This window comes from Nitrospirillum goiasense, assembly GCF_034427435.1.
GTDB lineage: Bacteria > Pseudomonadota > Alphaproteobacteria > Azospirillales > Azospirillaceae > Nitrospirillum.
In genome coordinates this window covers 39,993-55,456 of record NZ_JAXQNP010000003.1, presented here as the reverse complement: position 1 = coordinate 55,456, position 15,464 = coordinate 39,993, and the positions used below count along the sequence as shown (strand labels likewise).

10 protein-coding genes are annotated in these 15,464 nt (G+C 68.1%); 3 read left to right on the top strand and 7 right to left on the bottom strand.

From position 1 onward, the window contains the following. Positions 1 to 72: 72 nt before the first annotated feature. The 3 genes from ULB03_RS14595 (at position 73) to ULB03_RS14585 (ending at position 3,142) form a co-directional block, all read left to right on the top strand. Positions 73 to 1,722, top strand: coding sequence for a tryptophan halogenase family protein (locus ULB03_RS14595; RefSeq protein ID WP_322483875.1), 1,650 nt, complete (start codon positions 73 to 75; stop codon positions 1,720 to 1,722). A gap of 176 nt (positions 1,723 to 1,898) precedes the next feature. Continuing rightward, on the top strand, positions 1,899 to 2,063 hold the full coding sequence (locus ULB03_RS14590; RefSeq protein WP_322483874.1) for a hypothetical protein: 165 nt from the start codon (positions 1,899 to 1,901) through the stop codon (positions 2,061 to 2,063). Positions 2,064 to 2,137: 74 nt separating this feature from the next. After that, the gene (locus tag ULB03_RS14585; RefSeq protein WP_322483873.1) at positions 2,138 to 3,142 is read left to right on the top strand and encodes a DUF418 domain-containing protein; all 1,005 of its coding nucleotides are present in this window, start codon (positions 2,138 to 2,140) and stop codon (positions 3,140 to 3,142) included. A 62-nt stretch (positions 3,143 to 3,204) separates the two neighbouring features. On the opposite strand, the gene ULB03_RS14580 is transcribed toward ULB03_RS14585, so the two are convergent. The 7 genes from ULB03_RS14580 to ULB03_RS14550 form a co-directional block, all read right to left on the bottom strand. Further along, entirely contained in the window at positions 3,205 to 3,963 is a 759-nt protein-coding gene (locus tag ULB03_RS14580) for an SGNH/GDSL hydrolase family protein (RefSeq protein WP_322483872.1), read from the bottom strand. Positions 3,964 to 4,033: 70 nt separating this feature from the next. Further along, positions 4,034 to 6,493: a glycoside hydrolase family 3 protein gene (locus ULB03_RS14575; RefSeq protein WP_322483871.1), complete on the bottom strand. Its 2,460-nt coding sequence runs from the start codon at positions 6,491 to 6,493 to the stop codon at positions 4,034 to 4,036. A gap of 373 nt (positions 6,494 to 6,866) precedes the next feature. Then, positions 6,867 to 8,534, bottom strand: coding sequence for a methyl-accepting chemotaxis protein (locus tag ULB03_RS14570; RefSeq protein WP_322483870.1), 1,668 nt, complete (start codon positions 8,532 to 8,534; stop codon positions 6,867 to 6,869). A gap of 54 nt (positions 8,535 to 8,588) precedes the next feature. Continuing rightward, positions 8,589 to 9,419, bottom strand: coding sequence for a transporter (locus tag ULB03_RS14565; RefSeq protein WP_322483869.1), 831 nt, complete (start codon positions 9,417 to 9,419; stop codon positions 8,589 to 8,591). Positions 9,420 to 9,527: 108 nt separating this feature from the next. After that, positions 9,528 to 10,997, bottom strand: coding sequence for an efflux transporter outer membrane subunit (locus ULB03_RS14560; RefSeq protein ID WP_322483868.1), 1,470 nt, complete (start codon positions 10,995 to 10,997; stop codon positions 9,528 to 9,530). Next, complete coding sequence (locus ULB03_RS14555) at positions 10,994 to 14,152, bottom strand: efflux RND transporter permease subunit (RefSeq protein WP_322483867.1); 3,159 nt, start codon at positions 14,150 to 14,152, stop codon at positions 10,994 to 10,996. The genes ULB03_RS14560 and ULB03_RS14555 overlap by 4 nt, the downstream gene beginning before the upstream one ends. Before the next feature lie 4 nt (positions 14,153 to 14,156). Beyond that, positions 14,157 to 15,353, bottom strand: coding sequence for an efflux RND transporter periplasmic adaptor subunit (locus ULB03_RS14550; protein ID WP_322483866.1), 1,197 nt, complete (start codon positions 15,351 to 15,353; stop codon positions 14,157 to 14,159). Positions 15,354 to 15,464: the final 111 nt, after the last annotated feature.

The following is a 15,464-nucleotide window of genomic DNA, read 5'->3' as shown; positions in this document are numbered from 1 at the left end:
TCGTTCGTTGGTAACCGAACCCCCGGCCTGTCATGGGCCGGGGGTTTCTGCCATCAAGGGGAGGGCGGAAGGATGACGCAGAGCATGGGATCGAGGGACACCGGGTCACCACCCGTGCGCGACGTGCTGATCGTCGGCGGCGGCACCGCGGGCTGGCTGACAGCCGCCTACCTCGCCCGTACGCTGGCCATTTCCCAGCCGGGCGGCGCCCGCATCAGCCTGGTGGAATCCCCTGATATCGGCATCCTGGGCGTGGGCGAAGGCACCTTTCCCAGCATCCAGCGGACACTGCGCCGCATCGGCATCGATGAGTCGGTGTTCATGCGCGAGAGCGAGGCGACCTTCAAGCAGGGCATCCGCTTCGACCATTGGGTTCGCCCGCCCAACACGCCCGGCCGCAGCCATTATTTCCACCCCTTCGAATCCGCCATCACCCCTGAGGGCATGGACCTGCTGCCGTACTGGCTTCTGGGCCATGCCGGTGATGACATCGGCATCGACGCGGCGGTGACGGTGCAGAAGGGCGTGGCTGATGCCAGCCTGGCCCCCAAACGACCGGGCGAGGCGGACTACGCCGGGGCCCTGAACTACGCCTATCATTTCGACGCCGTGAAGTTCGCGCGGCTGTTGCGCACCGTGGCCATCGACCTGGGCGTGCGCCATGTCGTCGATACTGTGGACGCCGTTCCCCTGGCGGAGGATGGCACCGTCGCCGGCGTCCTCACGCACCAGCACGGCCCCCTCACAGCCGACCTTTACATCGACTGCACCGGGTTCACCGCCCAACTGATCGGCCAGGCGCTGAAATCCCCCTATCAATCCTGCCGACAGTGGCTGTTCTGCGATCGCGCCGTCGCCTTGCAGGTCCCCTACGACCGTCCGGACGCGCCCATCCCCAGCTACACCCTCTCCACGGCGCAGGAGGCCGGCTGGACCTGGGACATTGGGCTGGAAAGCCGGCGTGGCACCGGCCATGTCTATTCCTCCGACCATACCGACGACACGCGGGCCGAACAGGTGCTGCGCGATTACATCGGGCCGGCCGCAAACGGCAAGACGGCCCGCACCTTCCGTTTCGAGGCGGGCTTCCGCCCAAAGCCCTGGGTGGGCAACTGCGTGGCCATCGGCCTATCTGGGGGCTTCTTCGAACCGCTGGAGTCAACCGGCATCGTCATGATCGAGGTGGCGGCCGTGCTGCTGACCAGCCTGTTCCCTTGGGCGGGCGACATGGCCACGGCGGCGCGGCAGTTCAACCGCGTCATGCGGCAGCGCTATGAACGGGCCGCGGACTTCCTGAAGCTGCACTATTGCCTGACCCGGCGCACCGACACCGCCTTCTGGCGCGACAACGCCGACGCCGCCACGCTGCCCGACACGCTGCGTGACTTGCTGGACCGCTGGCGCCATCGCCCGCCGGAAGGGCTGGACTTCGACCTCAACCTCGACACCTTCAGCGAGGCCAGTTGGCGCTTCGTCCTGTATGGCATGGAGTATGGCACCGACCTCACCGCCCAGGCCGGCGCCTTCCGCCACAAGGACGAGGCGCGCCGGCATTTCGCGGCCATCCGCGCGGGGACGACGCAGGCCTTGGCCGCCCTGCCCCGCCACCGCGACCTGATCCAGCAGATTTACCGGCATGGGCTGCGGCCGCGGCCATCTTTCGGCACCGCACAAGCCGGTCCGTCAGGCCTGTCGGCTGGCATGGCCGGCCTTTCACGCTGACGGCGCGCCTGGTCCGCATCCGCGAGGCCATCCGGCGCATGGCCGACGCCCTGCCCACCCACCGCGATCTCATCAAGCGGCATTGCCGCGCCGACCGGCCGGTGGCAGCATGACAACGCTGGCATTTCCCGGGAGGTGGCCGGCCAGGGGATAAAATAACAACAGGATGGCCTGATATGAGTGCATCGGGGAGCGCACCGGGATCGGCCGCAACCGGGTCGAACAACCGCATCACCGTCATCGACGCCTTGCGGGGAACGGCCCTGGTGGGTCTGTTCCTGCTGCACACCATCGAGCATTTCGACTTCCTGAGCGACGCGGCCGTCCCCCGCCTTGGCTGAAGCCGTTTGACACGGCGGCGCACGACGCGGCCTTTTTCCTGTTCGCCGGCAAGGCCTATGGCATCTTCGCTCTGATGTTCGGCATCAGTTTCTCCCTGATCCTGGGCAGCTGGTCACGGCGGGAGGGCAGCGCGTCCGCGCGCTTCCTGTGGCGGCTGGCCGTGCTGTTCGCCATCGGCTATCTGCACGGCCTGATCTACTGCGGCGACATCCTGACCATCCTGGCGGTCATGGGTGCGCCGCTGGTGCTGCTGCACCGCCTGGGCGACCGGGCCCTGCTGGCCTTGGCGGCCGTGCTGCTGATCCAGCCGCCCACCCTGTGGCAGGTGGCGGGCCTGCTGGGCGGCACCGCCCCCACCCCGCCCGTCCCCTTCCACTGGACGGTGTATGAGGGGCTGATGCCCATTTATGCCAACGGCGGCTTCTGGGACGTGGTTAAGGCCAACCTGTGGCAGGGCGTGCTGGCCCGCACCTTCTGGACCCTCGAGACCGGCCGTTACCTGCAGATGATGGGCCTGTTCCTGGTGGGCCTGGTCGTGGGGCGCAACCACATCCTGGAGCGGGCCGCCCAGCACCGCCGCCTGCTGCAAGGCATCCTGGCCAGCGGCGCCCTCGCCTTCGCCGTGCTCTATCCCCTGAAGCGCCTGGCCGAGGGGGCCGGCCTGCCGACCATGACGGCCTATGAGGTGACGAACCTGGCCAGCGCCTATTGCGGGCTGGCGCAGATGGCCATTTGGGCCAGCGGCTTCGTCCTGCTGTATCCCCGCATCCAGGCGCTGGCGCCGGTGCGGGCGCTCGCCTCCTTCGGGCGCATGAGCCTAACCTGCTATGTGACCCAGGCCCTGGTCTTCGTGCCGCTGTTCTACGGCTACGGACTGGGGCTCTACCGCGTCATGGGCCCGTTCTACAGCGTGGCCAGCGGCATCGCCTTCGTCATCCTGCAGTGCGCCGTCGCCCACTGGTGGCTGCGTCACTACCGCTACGGCCCCCTGGAGTGGGTCTGGCGCGCCGCCACCTTCCGCACCCTGTCCCTGCCCCTGCGCCACACCCCGAAGGCGGCGCTGGCGGATGCGGCGTAAAAGAAAAACGCCCGAAGCAACCTGACTTCAGGCGTTTTTCCACCATCGTCCAGCGGCGGCGCTTACTTGGCCTTGACCAGCGCTTCCTTCACCGTCTTGTCGGCCAGGGGCGCCATGGCCTGGTAGCCGGTCAGGGTGGGATGGATGCCATCCAGCGCATATCCGTCCTTGAAGCCGCCCTTGCCGTCGCCCACCACGTCCTTGTAATCGACGTACAGGGCACCGACCTTGGCGGCGTAGTCCTTCAGCCAGGCGTTATGCGCGGCGACCTTGGGCGCCGGGTCCAGCCCCTTCCGCCAGGGGAAATCCAGCGCCGGCGGGATGCCGGCCAGCACCACTTGGATGCCGTGCTTCTGCGCCAGTTCCACCATGCTCATGATGTTGTTCTTGAGCTGCTGCGGCGACACCGGGCCCCAGTTCTGGGCCAGGTCATTGGTGCCGGCCATGATGTGGACGACCTTCGGCTTCAGGTCGATGACGTCCTGGCGGAAGCGCAGCAGCATCTGCGCCGTGGTCTGGCCGCTGATGCCCCGGTCGATGTAACCGTTGGTGAAGAAGTCCGGCATCTTGTCGATCCAGACCTGGGTGATGCTGTCCCCCATGAACACCACGCGCACGGAACCCGGCGTGGCCTTCAGTTTCTCATCATCGGCGGCATAGCGGTTCAGGTAGCCGAAGTCGGTGTGCAGCCTGTCCTCTTCCTCCTGGTGCCACTTGGCCACCTGCTCCGCGCTGGGCGGCTTGTTATCCTCGGCCACGGCCGGAAGGGCGGCGGCCAAGCCCGTCAGCATCAGGGCGGCGGCGACGGTCAGTTTCTTCATTGCAAGGGTCCTCCCACATGAACCCGAAGGCCGGGTTCTATTTCATAAATCATCTTAATTTATTCGAGAATCAATGCCCGGGGCAGATGGCCCCCGCCGGGTCGGCCGACAGCCGCACGGTGGCCAGCGACAGGCGCAAGGTGCCGCTGGTGCTGAGCGCGAAAGGCGTGGTGACCTTGGACAGGTCGGCGCCCGCCAGCTTGAAGCAGGACAGCTTGACCTTGAGGGTCTGCCACTGCCCCACCGGCGCCGACTTCAGGACCGATGTCAGGTCCAGGGCCCCCGGGTTGCCCGGACCCGTGCCGGAGGCCAGCCACACGGTGCCGGCCGGCGCCTCATCGACGCGGTAATCCACCTGCAGCGACAGGGCGCCGTTGGCCTGGCGCGTCAGGTCCAGCGTGCTGCCGGTCACGGCGATGGCGGCCTCACCCTTGCCGGTCCAGCTCAACTGCCGCCCGGCGCCCTGGATGCCGCCCGCGTCAATCGGCTTCACCGCCAGGGACCCCGCGACCTCCGTCGCCGTGCCGTCGCCCAGCACGGGCACCGTGGAAGCCCCCTGGCGCAACACGAAGCCCCAGGGCGCGGGGTTGCGGCCCTTCACGAAATAGGTGTCGACGTTGGCCGCGGCCGCGTCCACCCCGGACACCTCCGGCAACAACGGCACGGTGGTGGCCTTGGCATCGGCGTAGCGCAAGCCGTAGCCGAAGGGGAACAATGGGTCGTAGGGCTGGCGCAGATGGTTGAGCGTCGCCTGGGCCGCCGTCTTGGGCCAGGAATAGGAGAGCTTGCCCGTGAAGTCGTACCGCGGCCGGCCCTGGGCATCACCCACCAGGACGTCGGCCACGCCGCCGCCCTCCGACCCCGGGAACCAGGCGGCGACGAAGGCGTCCGACGCGTTGATCTCCGGGTTCACCCACAGCGGCCGGCCGGACAGGAAGACGGCGACGACAGGGATGCCTTCGGCCTTCAGCTTTTTCAGCAGGGCCAAATCCTGCTTGTCGCCCGGCTGGAACTCCAGGCTGGGAATGTCGCCCTGGAACTCCGCATAGGGCAGTTCGCCGAACACCACCACGGCCACGTCCGGCCTGGTAGTGAAACTACCGTCGGCGCTGAGGTCCACCGTTCCGCCGCCGGCCGTCACCGCCTGCCGGATGCCCTCATAGATCGAGGCGGCCCCAGGGAAGTCGCTGTTCTTGTTGCCGGTCCCCTGCCAGGACAGGGTCCAGCCCCCAGCCTGGCGGCCGATATCGTTGGCGGCGTCCCCCACCACCAGCACACGGGATTTCGCCTTGAGCGGCAACACCTTGCCGTTGTTCTTCAGCAGCACCAGGGATTTGCGCACCGCCTCCCGCGCCAGGGCGCGGTGCTCCGCATTGCCGATGACGCCGTCCTTCAGCTCGAACGGCCGCGCGGCCTCGAACAGGCCCAGCTTGGCCTTCACCCGCAGGATGCGGCGCACGGCATCATCGATGCGCGCCATGGGGATGGCGCCCGCCTTCACCTGGGCCACGGTGTTGGTGAACAGGGCCTTCCAATCGTTCGGGGCCATGATCATGTCGATGCCGGCCTGGATGGCCGCGGGACAGGACTCCGCCGTGCAGCCCGGCACCTGGCCATGGCCGTTCCAGTCGCTGACGACGAAGCCGTCAAAGCCCATGCGCCCCTTCAGCACATCGGTCAGCAGTGATTTGTTGCCATGCGCCTTGACCCCCTGCCAGCTGGAGAAGCTGGCCATCACCGTCATGACCCCGGCATTGATCGCCACCGGATAACCTGCCGCGTGGATGCGGATCAGGTCAGCCTCACTGACGTCCGTATCCCCCTGGTCGATGCCGTCGGTGGTGCCGCCATCGCCCAGGAAATGCTTGGCCGAGGCGGCGACATGGCCATGCTGCAGCGCCTGGCCGGCCCCCGCCTGCCCTTGCAGGCCCAGGACCACCTCGCCCGCGTACTGGCGCACGATCTCCGGGTCCTCGGAATAGCCTTCGTAGGTGCGGCCCCAGCGGTGGTCCTGCGGCACGGCCAGGGTGGGACCGAAGGCCCAGTCGATGCCCGCGGCAGCCGTCTCCTGCGCCGTGGCGACGCCGATGCGTCGCATCAGGGCGGGTTCATGGGCGGCGCCCAGACCGGAATTGTGAGGGAACAGCGTGGCGCCGACCACGTTGTTGTTGCCGTGGACGGCGTCGATCCCGAACAGGATGGGGATGGCCACATGTCCCGGCCGCTCGGCCAGCGACGCCGCGCGGAAGGCGCGCGCCGTCTCCACCCAGCGTTCCGGACCCGCACGGTCGTCGCCACCGGCGGGCGCGCTGTCGCCCCCCGCGAGGATGGAGCCCAGGGGATAATCCTTCAGGTCCGCCGGCGTAACGGTGGAGATGTCGGCCTGGATCATCTGGCCGACCTTGTCCTCCAGGCTCATCCTGGCCATCAGGGCGGTCACGAAGGCTTCGGTCTTGGCGTCCACCAGCCCCTTGCTCTTGGCGGCCGGCCACAGCTCGGGGTGGGCGACGCCGCGGGCGCTGTCTGTCACGGTGGAGGATGCCTCTTGCGGGGACGTCTGTGGGGGGCGGCCTGCCGCGCGGACGCGGATATCGGAGCCAAGGCCGCAAAAAGGAGCACCGGCGCCACGGACGCCAGAAGGGCCTGACGATGCTTCATGGAGTCCCTTGTTCTTATCATAGGTCTTCTTGGACGCGGCACCATCCCACCCGGGCCTCCCTAAAGCCGGACAGGAAATCCGCCGCCCCTTCCCCGTCCTGTCGGTGAATTATCCGGGCTGCGAATTGGTGTGATGATAACGCTATCATCCAGGCTCGGCAAGCAAGGCGGGTCTTGCCGGATGTTAACGGTCCCATGACCCTTTAGGGGAAGGACAGGGTCGCCCTTTCCGGCCGAGGTCCCCTTTATGCCGCCCGCAACTGGGCCAAAAAGGCGTCCACCTGGGCGCGCAGCACCTCGGCCTCGGCGGACAGCTCGGCCGAGGACTCTTCCACCTGCGCCGACGCGTTGGCGGTCGTCTGCGCCCGTTCGTTGACACCGAAGATGTTCTCGGTGATCTCCTCCGTGGCCCGCGCCGTCTCGCCCACATTGGTGACGATGGCTTGGGTGGCCGCCCCTTGCTCTTGCACGGCGGCGGCGATGATGGAGGCGATCTCGTCAATGCGGCGGATGGTGCCGCCGATGTCGCCGATGGCGGCCACGGCCTCGCCGCTGGCCCCCTGGATGGCGGCGACATGGGCCGCGATCTCTTCCGTGGCCTTGGATGTCTGGCTGGCCAAGGCCTTCACCTCCGACGCCACGACGGCGAAGCCCTTGCCGGCCTCCCCCGCCCGGGCCGCCTCGATGGTGGCGTTCAACGCCAACAGGTTGGTCTGGCCGGCGATATCGCTGATCAACTGCACGACGGCGCCAATACGCTTGGCCACCTCCGACAGGCCGTCGACCGTGCCCCGGGTGGCGTCCACCTGGACCACGGCCTCACGCGCGATGATGGCGGAATTCTCCACCTGACGGCTGATCTCGCCGATGGAGGAGGACAGTTCCTCGCTGGCCGTCGCCACGCTGCGCACATTGCCGGCGGACTGGCTGGCGGCGGCCGACACGGTGGTGGTCTGGCGCAGGCTTTCCTTGGCCGCCACACCCAGCTCACGCGCTGTCACCTGAATGCCGCCGGCGGCGACGGCCACCTTGTCCACCACGCCCCGCACCGTGGCCTCGAAGGTGTCGGCGGCGTTGGCCATGGCCGCCTTGCGGTGGGCCTCCGCCTGCGCCTTCAGCGTCTCCTGCTCGGCCACCAGGGCATCGCCCTGGATCAGGCTTTCCTTGAACACCTCGACCGCGCGGGCCATGGCGCCGATCTCATCGCCCCGGGCCGTGCCCGGCACCTCCAGCCGCCGCGCCCCGCCGGCCATGCTTTCCATCACCCCGCGCAGCAGGTCCACGGGGCGGGTGATGGACCGGCCCATGACCCAGGACAGGACCAAGGTCAGCACCGTGGCGATACCGGCGAACGTCAGGCCGGTGGCATGGCCCTGGGCGGAGGCGGCGTCGAACGCCATTTCCGCCTCCTCCGACTGCTTGAGGTTCAGGGCCGCCATCTTCTCCAGGTTCTGGGTCATCTGGTCCCGCGCGGCGTCCACCTTCCCGTCCAGTTCCCGCATGGCCGTCGTCAGCACGTCGCTTTTCTCCAGCGCCGGCAACATCTCCTGTTCAAAGATGGTGATGTACTCCCGCAGTCCCGCTTCGGCGCCATCCAACGCGGTCTTCTCTTCCGGCAGGTCGGCTTCGACACGCAGCTCCTTGAACATTTCGAGGATGCTCTGCTTCCTGGCCGCCCAATCCACACGGGTTTCATCCAGGTTGTGGTTGATCTCCGCATCCGCGACGATGGCATAGAGGTCATTGCCGGCCGAGACGGCACGCACCGACTTGGCGGCCACGGCGGCGGTGCCGGTCAGCGTCGCCTTGCTCTCGGCCAGCCGGCCCAGCGTCAGCGTGAAGACAGCCGCGATCACCAGGATCAACAGCACGCTCAAGGCGGACGCCAGGATCAGTTTGTGCGCGAGTTTCATGGGATGGGCCTCCGCCGGTTTGCACGGGGTGTCGAGGTCGAAAAGGGGGACGCGTCAGAAGCGGATCGTGAAGCCGACGAAGGGGTTCAGATCATCCGCCGCCTTGGTGAGGCCGATATTCACGCCGCAATCCAGGGAGAAGGTCGCTGTCACCTGGTAGGTGAGGCCCAAGTCCAGCGTGGCGACCGTGGCGGCATCGGGGCCCGTCTGCCGTTCGCCGAACAATTCGACATAGCCGTCCAGAGCCGCCCCCAGGGGATGGCTGAGAACGGCGGACAAGGCCAAGTCCGGATCATAGCCGTTGCCGATGGCGTTGCGATTCAAGGACAGCGTGGCCTGCGCCCCCAACTCCCATTCCCCCGCCAGCTTCAGGGAAAAGGGCAGGCCGACGCCCCCCTCCACCGCACCGTTGCCGAGGGCCTGGGCGGCGACGGGCAGCTTGATGAAGGGAATGAGGCCCAGGGCGGTGGCGCCCTCGCCATCGTTACCCCAGAGATTGACCTTGGCGCGGACGGTCATGTCCGACCAGCCATGGATCCGGGTATGGCCGCCATCCCGTTCCGACAGCGCCATGACGGTGTAGGCCGGTGCGATGATGCTGAGTTCGGTATCGTCCCAGACCCCGATGCGGATGTTGGGCGCCATGTAGACGGTTTCGCGCCGCCGCGTGCCGTCGTCGTTATAGAAATCGCGGTTGTGGCTGGCGATGTCCGCCTCGATCTGGATATAGCCGGGATCGATGGTGTAGGGGACCTCGGTCTTGTCCGGCCGATCGGCCGTCATTTCACGCGGCCCGCCCTCCCCGGCGCGGGCAGGCGCGCCAGCGGACACGCCAAGCACGGCCACCATCAGCAGGGGCCCGATCGTCTGGGTAGAAGTGCGCACAGCCAGCCCCGTCCTGTCGTCCGTGACAAATCGTCACTGCGACAAGACGGTGCCGGAAATAGGTTTCCCGTTCGTTAATAGTTCCAACACAAGATAATCAACGAAAGGTTAGGTTCCGCCTGGAGTGGCGGCATGGCCCCCCTCTCCCCCGGCTTCCGCCGGCGGCACGTTCCACCAACCGCCGCCCAGGGCCTGGAACAGGGCGGCCGTGTCCATCAGGCGCGCCGCCTCCGCCTGCACCAGGGCCATGCGCGCCTGCGCCGCCGCCTGCTGGGCCGCCAGCACGACCGAGGGCGCGACCGCGCCCAGTTCCAGCTGGCGCCGGGCCAGGGCCAGGCTGTGGGCCGCCGCCGCGTCGGCCCGCTGGGCGGCGGCCAGGGCGTCGCCATCGCTTTTCAGCGCCGACAGGGTGTCGGCCACGTTCTGGAAGGCGAGAACGACGGTGGAGCGATACTGCGCCGCCGCCTGGTCCAGGGCCGCCCGCGCCGCCCGTTCCTTATGCATCAGGCTGAAGCCGTCGAAGATCGGCTGCGTCAGGGTGGCGCCGAAATTCCAGAAGCCGTTGCCAGGGGAAAACAGGCTGTTGATGGCCGAGGCGCTGGAACCTGTCGCCCCGCTGAGCGTCAGGTTGGGCAGGCGATCGGCGATGGCCACGCCGACATTGGCGCTGGCGGCATGCAGGTTGGCCGCCGCCAGGCGGATGTCCGGCCGCTGCTCCACCAGCCGTGCCGGCAGGCTGTAGGGCAGTTCCGCCGGCAAGGTCAGGTCCGACAGTTGGAACGTCTCCGGCGTCGGGTCGGCCGGCATGCGGCCCAGCAGGGCGTTCAACTGGTGCCGCTGCTGTTCCAACTGCTTTTCCAGGGCCGGAAGCCCTTGCTGGGCTTGCGCCAGGGCGGTTTCGCCGGCCGCGACGTCGGCCGCCGAAACTTGGCCCAGTTCCCGCTGGTGGCGCAGGATGGTCAGCGCCTTGTCCGCGTCGGCGATGATGGATTGCGTGGCGGCCACCTGTCCACGCAGGCTGGCCTCCGTCACCGCCGCCACCACCACGTTGGCGGTCAGCGTCAGGTAGGTCGCCTCCGTCTGGAAGCGCTGGCCCTCCGTCGTCGCGTCCAACGCCTCCTGCGCCCGCCGGGTGCCGCCCCAAAGGTCGGGGCTGTAGGAGATGGAGAGCTGCGGCGTGAACAGGTTCAGTTGCGGCGCGTTGTTGGCGGCCGTGGGCGCGACGGTGCCGGTGGGGTCTTTCTGCCGTGTCGCCTGGAAGCTGCCGGTGACGGACGGGAAGAAAGAACCGACGTTGGCCAGCGCGTTTTCCCGCGCCACCCGCAGCGCCGCCTGGGCGGCGGCCACGTCCGGGTTGTGGGCCATGGCCTCGCGCACCAGGCCGTCCAGCGCCGGCGACTTGTACAGCGCCCACCAGTCGGCCGGGATGTCCCGGCCGGCCAGCAGGGCCTGCCCGGCCACCTGGGGCGGGGCGGCCAGCGCCTGCGGCGGCGGGGCGGCGGGCGTCTGGTAGTCGGGCCCGACAGCGCAGGCGGCCAGGCACAGGGCGGGGATGAGGGTAAGGGCGCGGCGCATCATTCAGCCTCCACCGCTGGGCTCGGCAGCGCGGTGCGGCTGGAGAACAGGCTGATCAGCACGGGCAGGACCACCAGGATGAGGACGGGGGCCAGAAGGATGCCGCCGACCACCACCATGGCCAGCGGGCGCTGCACCTGCGACCCGATGCCGTGCGACAGGGCCGCCGGCAACAGGCCGACGCAGGCGGCGATGCATGTCATCATCACGGGGCGCAGGCGCGTCTCCGCCGCCTTCACCAGGGCCGCCGACCGTTCGATGCCGGCATGGACCAACTGGTTGAAGTAGGAGATGACGATGATCCCCTCCATCACCGAGATGCCGAACAGGCCGATGAAGCCGATGGCGGCGGAGATGGAGAAGGGCGTGCCCGTGACGGCCAGGATGAAGATGCCGCCGATCAGCGCCATGGGCATGACACTGGCCGCCAGCAGCGTGTCGGTCATGGAGGAGAAGTTGAGGTAGAGCAGCACGCAGATCAGCACCAGGCTGACCGGCACGGCCACCGCCAAGCGGCGCACCGCGTCCTGCAGGTTGCCGAACTCGCCCACCCATTCCAGGCGGTAGCCGCCGGGCAGTTGCACCTGGTCCGCCACCTTCTGCTGCGCCTCCAGCACGGCGCCGCCCAGGTCGCGTCCGCGCACGCTGAACTTGATGGGAATGTAGCGCCCCTGCCCTTCGCGGTAGATGAAGGACGCGCCGGACACCATGCTGATATCGGCCACGTCGGCCAGGGGAATGGGCGCGGTGCCCGTGCCCAGCGCGGTCGTCCCGACGGTGATGTGGCGGATGGCGTCCAGGCTGCCACGATCCTCGGGCGACAACCGCACCACGATGGGGAAATTGCGGTCGCTGCCATCCTCATACAGGTTGCCGGCCGCCTGCCCGCCGATGGCGGCCTGGACGACGGCGTTGACGTCACCCGTCGCCAGGCCGTAGCGGGCGGCCTTGGCCCGGTCCACCGTGATCTTGATCGTGGGCTGGCCCAGCGACTTGAACACGCCCAGGTCGGTCACGCCCGGGACGGTGGACATCACCTGCTTGATATGGTTAGCGGTCTTTTCCAGCGTCTCCAGGTCGTTGCCGAACAGCTTGACCGAGTTCTCGCCCTTAACGCCGCTGGCCGCCTCCTCCACATTGTCCTCGATGTACTGGGAGAAGTTGAACTCGATGCCGGGGAAGCGGTCGCTCAGCTTGGCCTCGATATCGCGGGTCAGGCGCTCCTTGTCCCAGCCCTTGGGCCAGTTGTCGAAGGGCTTCAGCGGCACGAAGAATTCCGCGTTGAAAAAGCCGGTGGCGTCGGTGCCGTCATCGGGGCGCCCGTGCTGGGAAATGACGGTCTCCACCTCGGGGTAGGACTTGATGACCCGGCGGATGCCGTCCACCGCCTCCGTCCCCGCCTCCAGCGAGATGGACAGGGGCAGGTTGGCGCGGATCCACAGGTTGCCTTCTTCCAGGTGCGGCAGGAACTCCATGCCCATGAAGCGGGTGCAGGCGATGGCCAGCAGCATCAGCACGCTGGCCACGGCCAGCACCAGACGCCGGTTGGCCAGCGCCATCCGCAACAGGGGGGGATAGAAGCGGTGCAGCACCCGCACCACCACAGTGTCGTGCTCCCGCACCTGTTCAGGCAGCAGGATGGCGCTCAAGGCGGGGGAAATGGTGAAGGTGGCGATCAGGCCGCCGGCGATGGCGTAGGCGTAGGTCTTGGCCATGGGCCCGAAGATGTGGCCCTCCACCCCCGACAGGGTGAACAGCGGCACGAAACCGGCGATGATGATGGCGGCGGAGAAGAAGATCGCCCGGTTGACCTCGACGGCCGAGTTGGCGATGACGCCGAAGCGGCCCTTCAGGATCACGTCCTGCCGCACGCTGTGCAGGATGGACGCCTTGGCGAACCGATCCTTGGGCGGCTGCGCCAGGTGACGGAAGATGTTCTCCACCATGATGACGGTGGCATCCACGATCAGGCCGAAGTCGATGGCGCCCACCGACAGCAGGTTGGCGGACTCCCCCCGCAGGGTCATGATCAGGATGGCGAAGAACAAGGCGAAGGGCACCGTGGCCGCCACGATGACGGCGCTGCGCAAATCGCCCAGGAACAGCCACTGCACGAAGAAGATCAGGACGATGCCCATGACCATGTTGTGCATCACGGTATGGGTGGTCAGGTCGATCAGGTCCGACCGGTCGTAAATGGTCTTGAGGTACACGCCCGGCGGCAGGATGCCGGAATTGTTGATCTTCTCCATCTCCGCCTTGGCGGCCAGGATGGTCGGCTTGCTCTCCGCCCCCCGCCGCATCAGCACGATGCCCTGGACGATGTCGTCCTGGTCGTCACGGCCGGCGATGCCCAGGCGCGGCTGGTTACCCACGGTGACGGTGGCGACGTCGCCCACCAGCACCGGCGAGCCGCCGTTGGCGGCCAACATGGTGCCGCGGATATCATCTGCGGAATGAATCAGGCCGACGCCCCGCACCACCATGGCCTGGTCGCCGATGTTCACCGTCTGGCCGCCGACATTGATGTTGGCGTTGTTCAGGGCCTGCAGCACGCCCGGGATGGTCAGGCCATAGGCGGTCAGCTTGCGCTGGTCCACCGTCACCTCATAGGCCTTGGTCTTGCCGCCCCAGCCCGAAACGTCGATGACGCCCGGCACCGCCTTGAACCGCCGTTGCAGCACCCAGTCCTGCAGGGTCTTGAGATCGGTGACGGAATAGCCCGGCGGGCCCACCACCTGATAGCGCAGGATTTCACCGATGGGGCTTTCCGGCGAAATGGCCGGCTGCACGCCCGACGGCAGGTTGGACAGCTGCGACAGCTGGTTGGTGACCCGCTGCACCGCCTCGTCATAGGTGAAGTCGTAGGTGAACTGGATCTTGATATCGGACAGGCCGAACAGGGAGACGGAGCGGATGGCCGTGACATGGGGGATGCCGGCCATCTGCACCTCGATGGGCACGGTGATGTAGCGCTCGATCTCCTCGGCCGACTGGCCGCTGTTCTGGGTCACGATCTCCACCATGGGGGGGACCGGGTCGGGATACGCCTCGATGTTCAGGTGCAGGAAAGCACCCACACCCACCACCAGCAGGGCGGCCAACGCCGCCAGCATCAGGACGCGCTGGCGTAGCGCGAAAATGACGACCTTGTTCATGATGTCAGTCGCCCTGCGCCGCGCGGTCGATGAACAGGGCGCCCTTGGTCACCACGCTGTCCCCCGCCTTCAGGCCGTTCAGCACCTCCACCAGGCCGTCCTGCTGCCGCCCCAGGGTGACGGTGCGCAGGGCCAGGGTGTGATGGCTGGCATCGGCCACCCAAACGCGCGCTTCGTCGCCCTCATGGATCACCGCCCGTTCGGGCACGGCCAGGACGGGCGTGGCCGGGGTGGAGACCAGGCGCACGGTGGCCATCATCTCCGGCTTCAGGGCGCCATCGGCGTTATCCAAGGTGACGCGCACCGCCAGGCGCCGCGTCGCGGGATCCAGGGCCGGCGCCACCGCCGTCACATGGCCGCGGAACACCCGGGCGGGATAGGCGGGCACCCGCGCCTCCACCTCTTGCCTCACCGCGACGGCCGGGGCGTCGGCCTCGCGCACATTGGCCAGCAGCCAGACCGAGGACAGGTCGGCGATGGTGAAGGCGACGGCGCCGCCGCTGGCGGCGCCATTGACATACTGGCCCGGGGCCACCTGGCGCTGAAGCACCGTGCCGGCGATGGGTGCGCGCACCGGCGTGGGCGCGAGGGCGGCACCGTCGTTCGCCAAGGCGGCGATCTCTTGCGGCGTGCGGCCCAAAACGCGCAAGCGGTCCCGCACGGCGGCCAGGGCGGCATGCGCGGTGCGCGCCGCCGTTTCCGCCGTCACCAGATCGGCCTGGGACTGCTGCCAGTCCTTCAACGCGCCACCATCGGCCTGGTAGAGGTCGTGCTGCCGCTGCTCCGTGGCGCGGGCTTGGCGCAGTTGGGCATCGGCCGCCGCGACCGCCGAGGCGGCGCTGGCCAGGTCGCTGCGGCCCTGGGCGATGTCGGCGGCCTCCACCGTCATCAGGACCGCGTCCTTGGCCACATGATCGCCCACACGGGCCACCACCGTGCCCACCTGGCCGGTGACTGGGGAATAGACCGGGGTGGTCGCCTCATCATTGGCCGCCACCCGGCCATCGGTGTCGATATGGGTCTGGAAGGGGTGCGGGGTCACGGCCTCCATCCCCAGCGTCGCCCACTGGCCCGGTGTCACCTGGAAGGTGCCCGGGGCGGGATCGGCCTGGGGCGCCGTCGCCGCCACGGCCGGCGCAACGTCACTCTCGCGGATCACGATCATGGCGACCACGGCGACCAGCAGAAGGGTGGCACCCAACCACTGCAGCCCGTGGCCCGAACCGGAAAGAAAGCGGCGAAAACGCACCCTGGATACTCCACACGCCGTTTGGCGCCGCACGGGTCAAGGTTAAGAAACCGTGGCGCGATG

Excerpts from the sequence above, each read along its gene's own strand:
- ULB03_RS14595 (WP_322483875.1), top strand. The coding sequence starts at position 73 with ATGACGCAGAGCATGGGATCGAGGGACACCGGGTCACCACCCGTGCGC.
- ULB03_RS14590 (WP_322483874.1), top strand. The coding sequence starts at position 1,899 with ATGAGTGCATCGGGGAGCGCACCGGGATCGGCCGCAACCGGGTCGAAC.
- ULB03_RS14585 (WP_322483873.1), top strand. The coding sequence starts at position 2,138 with ATGTTCGGCATCAGTTTCTCCCTGATCCTGGGCAGCTGGTCACGGCGG.
- ULB03_RS14580 (WP_322483872.1), bottom strand. The coding sequence starts at position 3,963 with ATGAAGAAACTGACCGTCGCCGCCGCCCTGATGCTGACGGGCTTGGCC.
- ULB03_RS14570 (WP_322483870.1), bottom strand. The coding sequence starts at position 8,534 with ATGAAACTCGCGCACAAACTGATCCTGGCGTCCGCCTTGAGCGTGCTG.
- ULB03_RS14560 (WP_322483868.1), bottom strand. The coding sequence starts at position 10,997 with ATGATGCGCCGCGCCCTTACCCTCATCCCCGCCCTGTGCCTGGCCGCC.
- ULB03_RS14555 (WP_322483867.1), bottom strand. The coding sequence starts at position 14,152 with ATGAACAAGGTCGTCATTTTCGCGCTACGCCAGCGCGTCCTGATGCTG.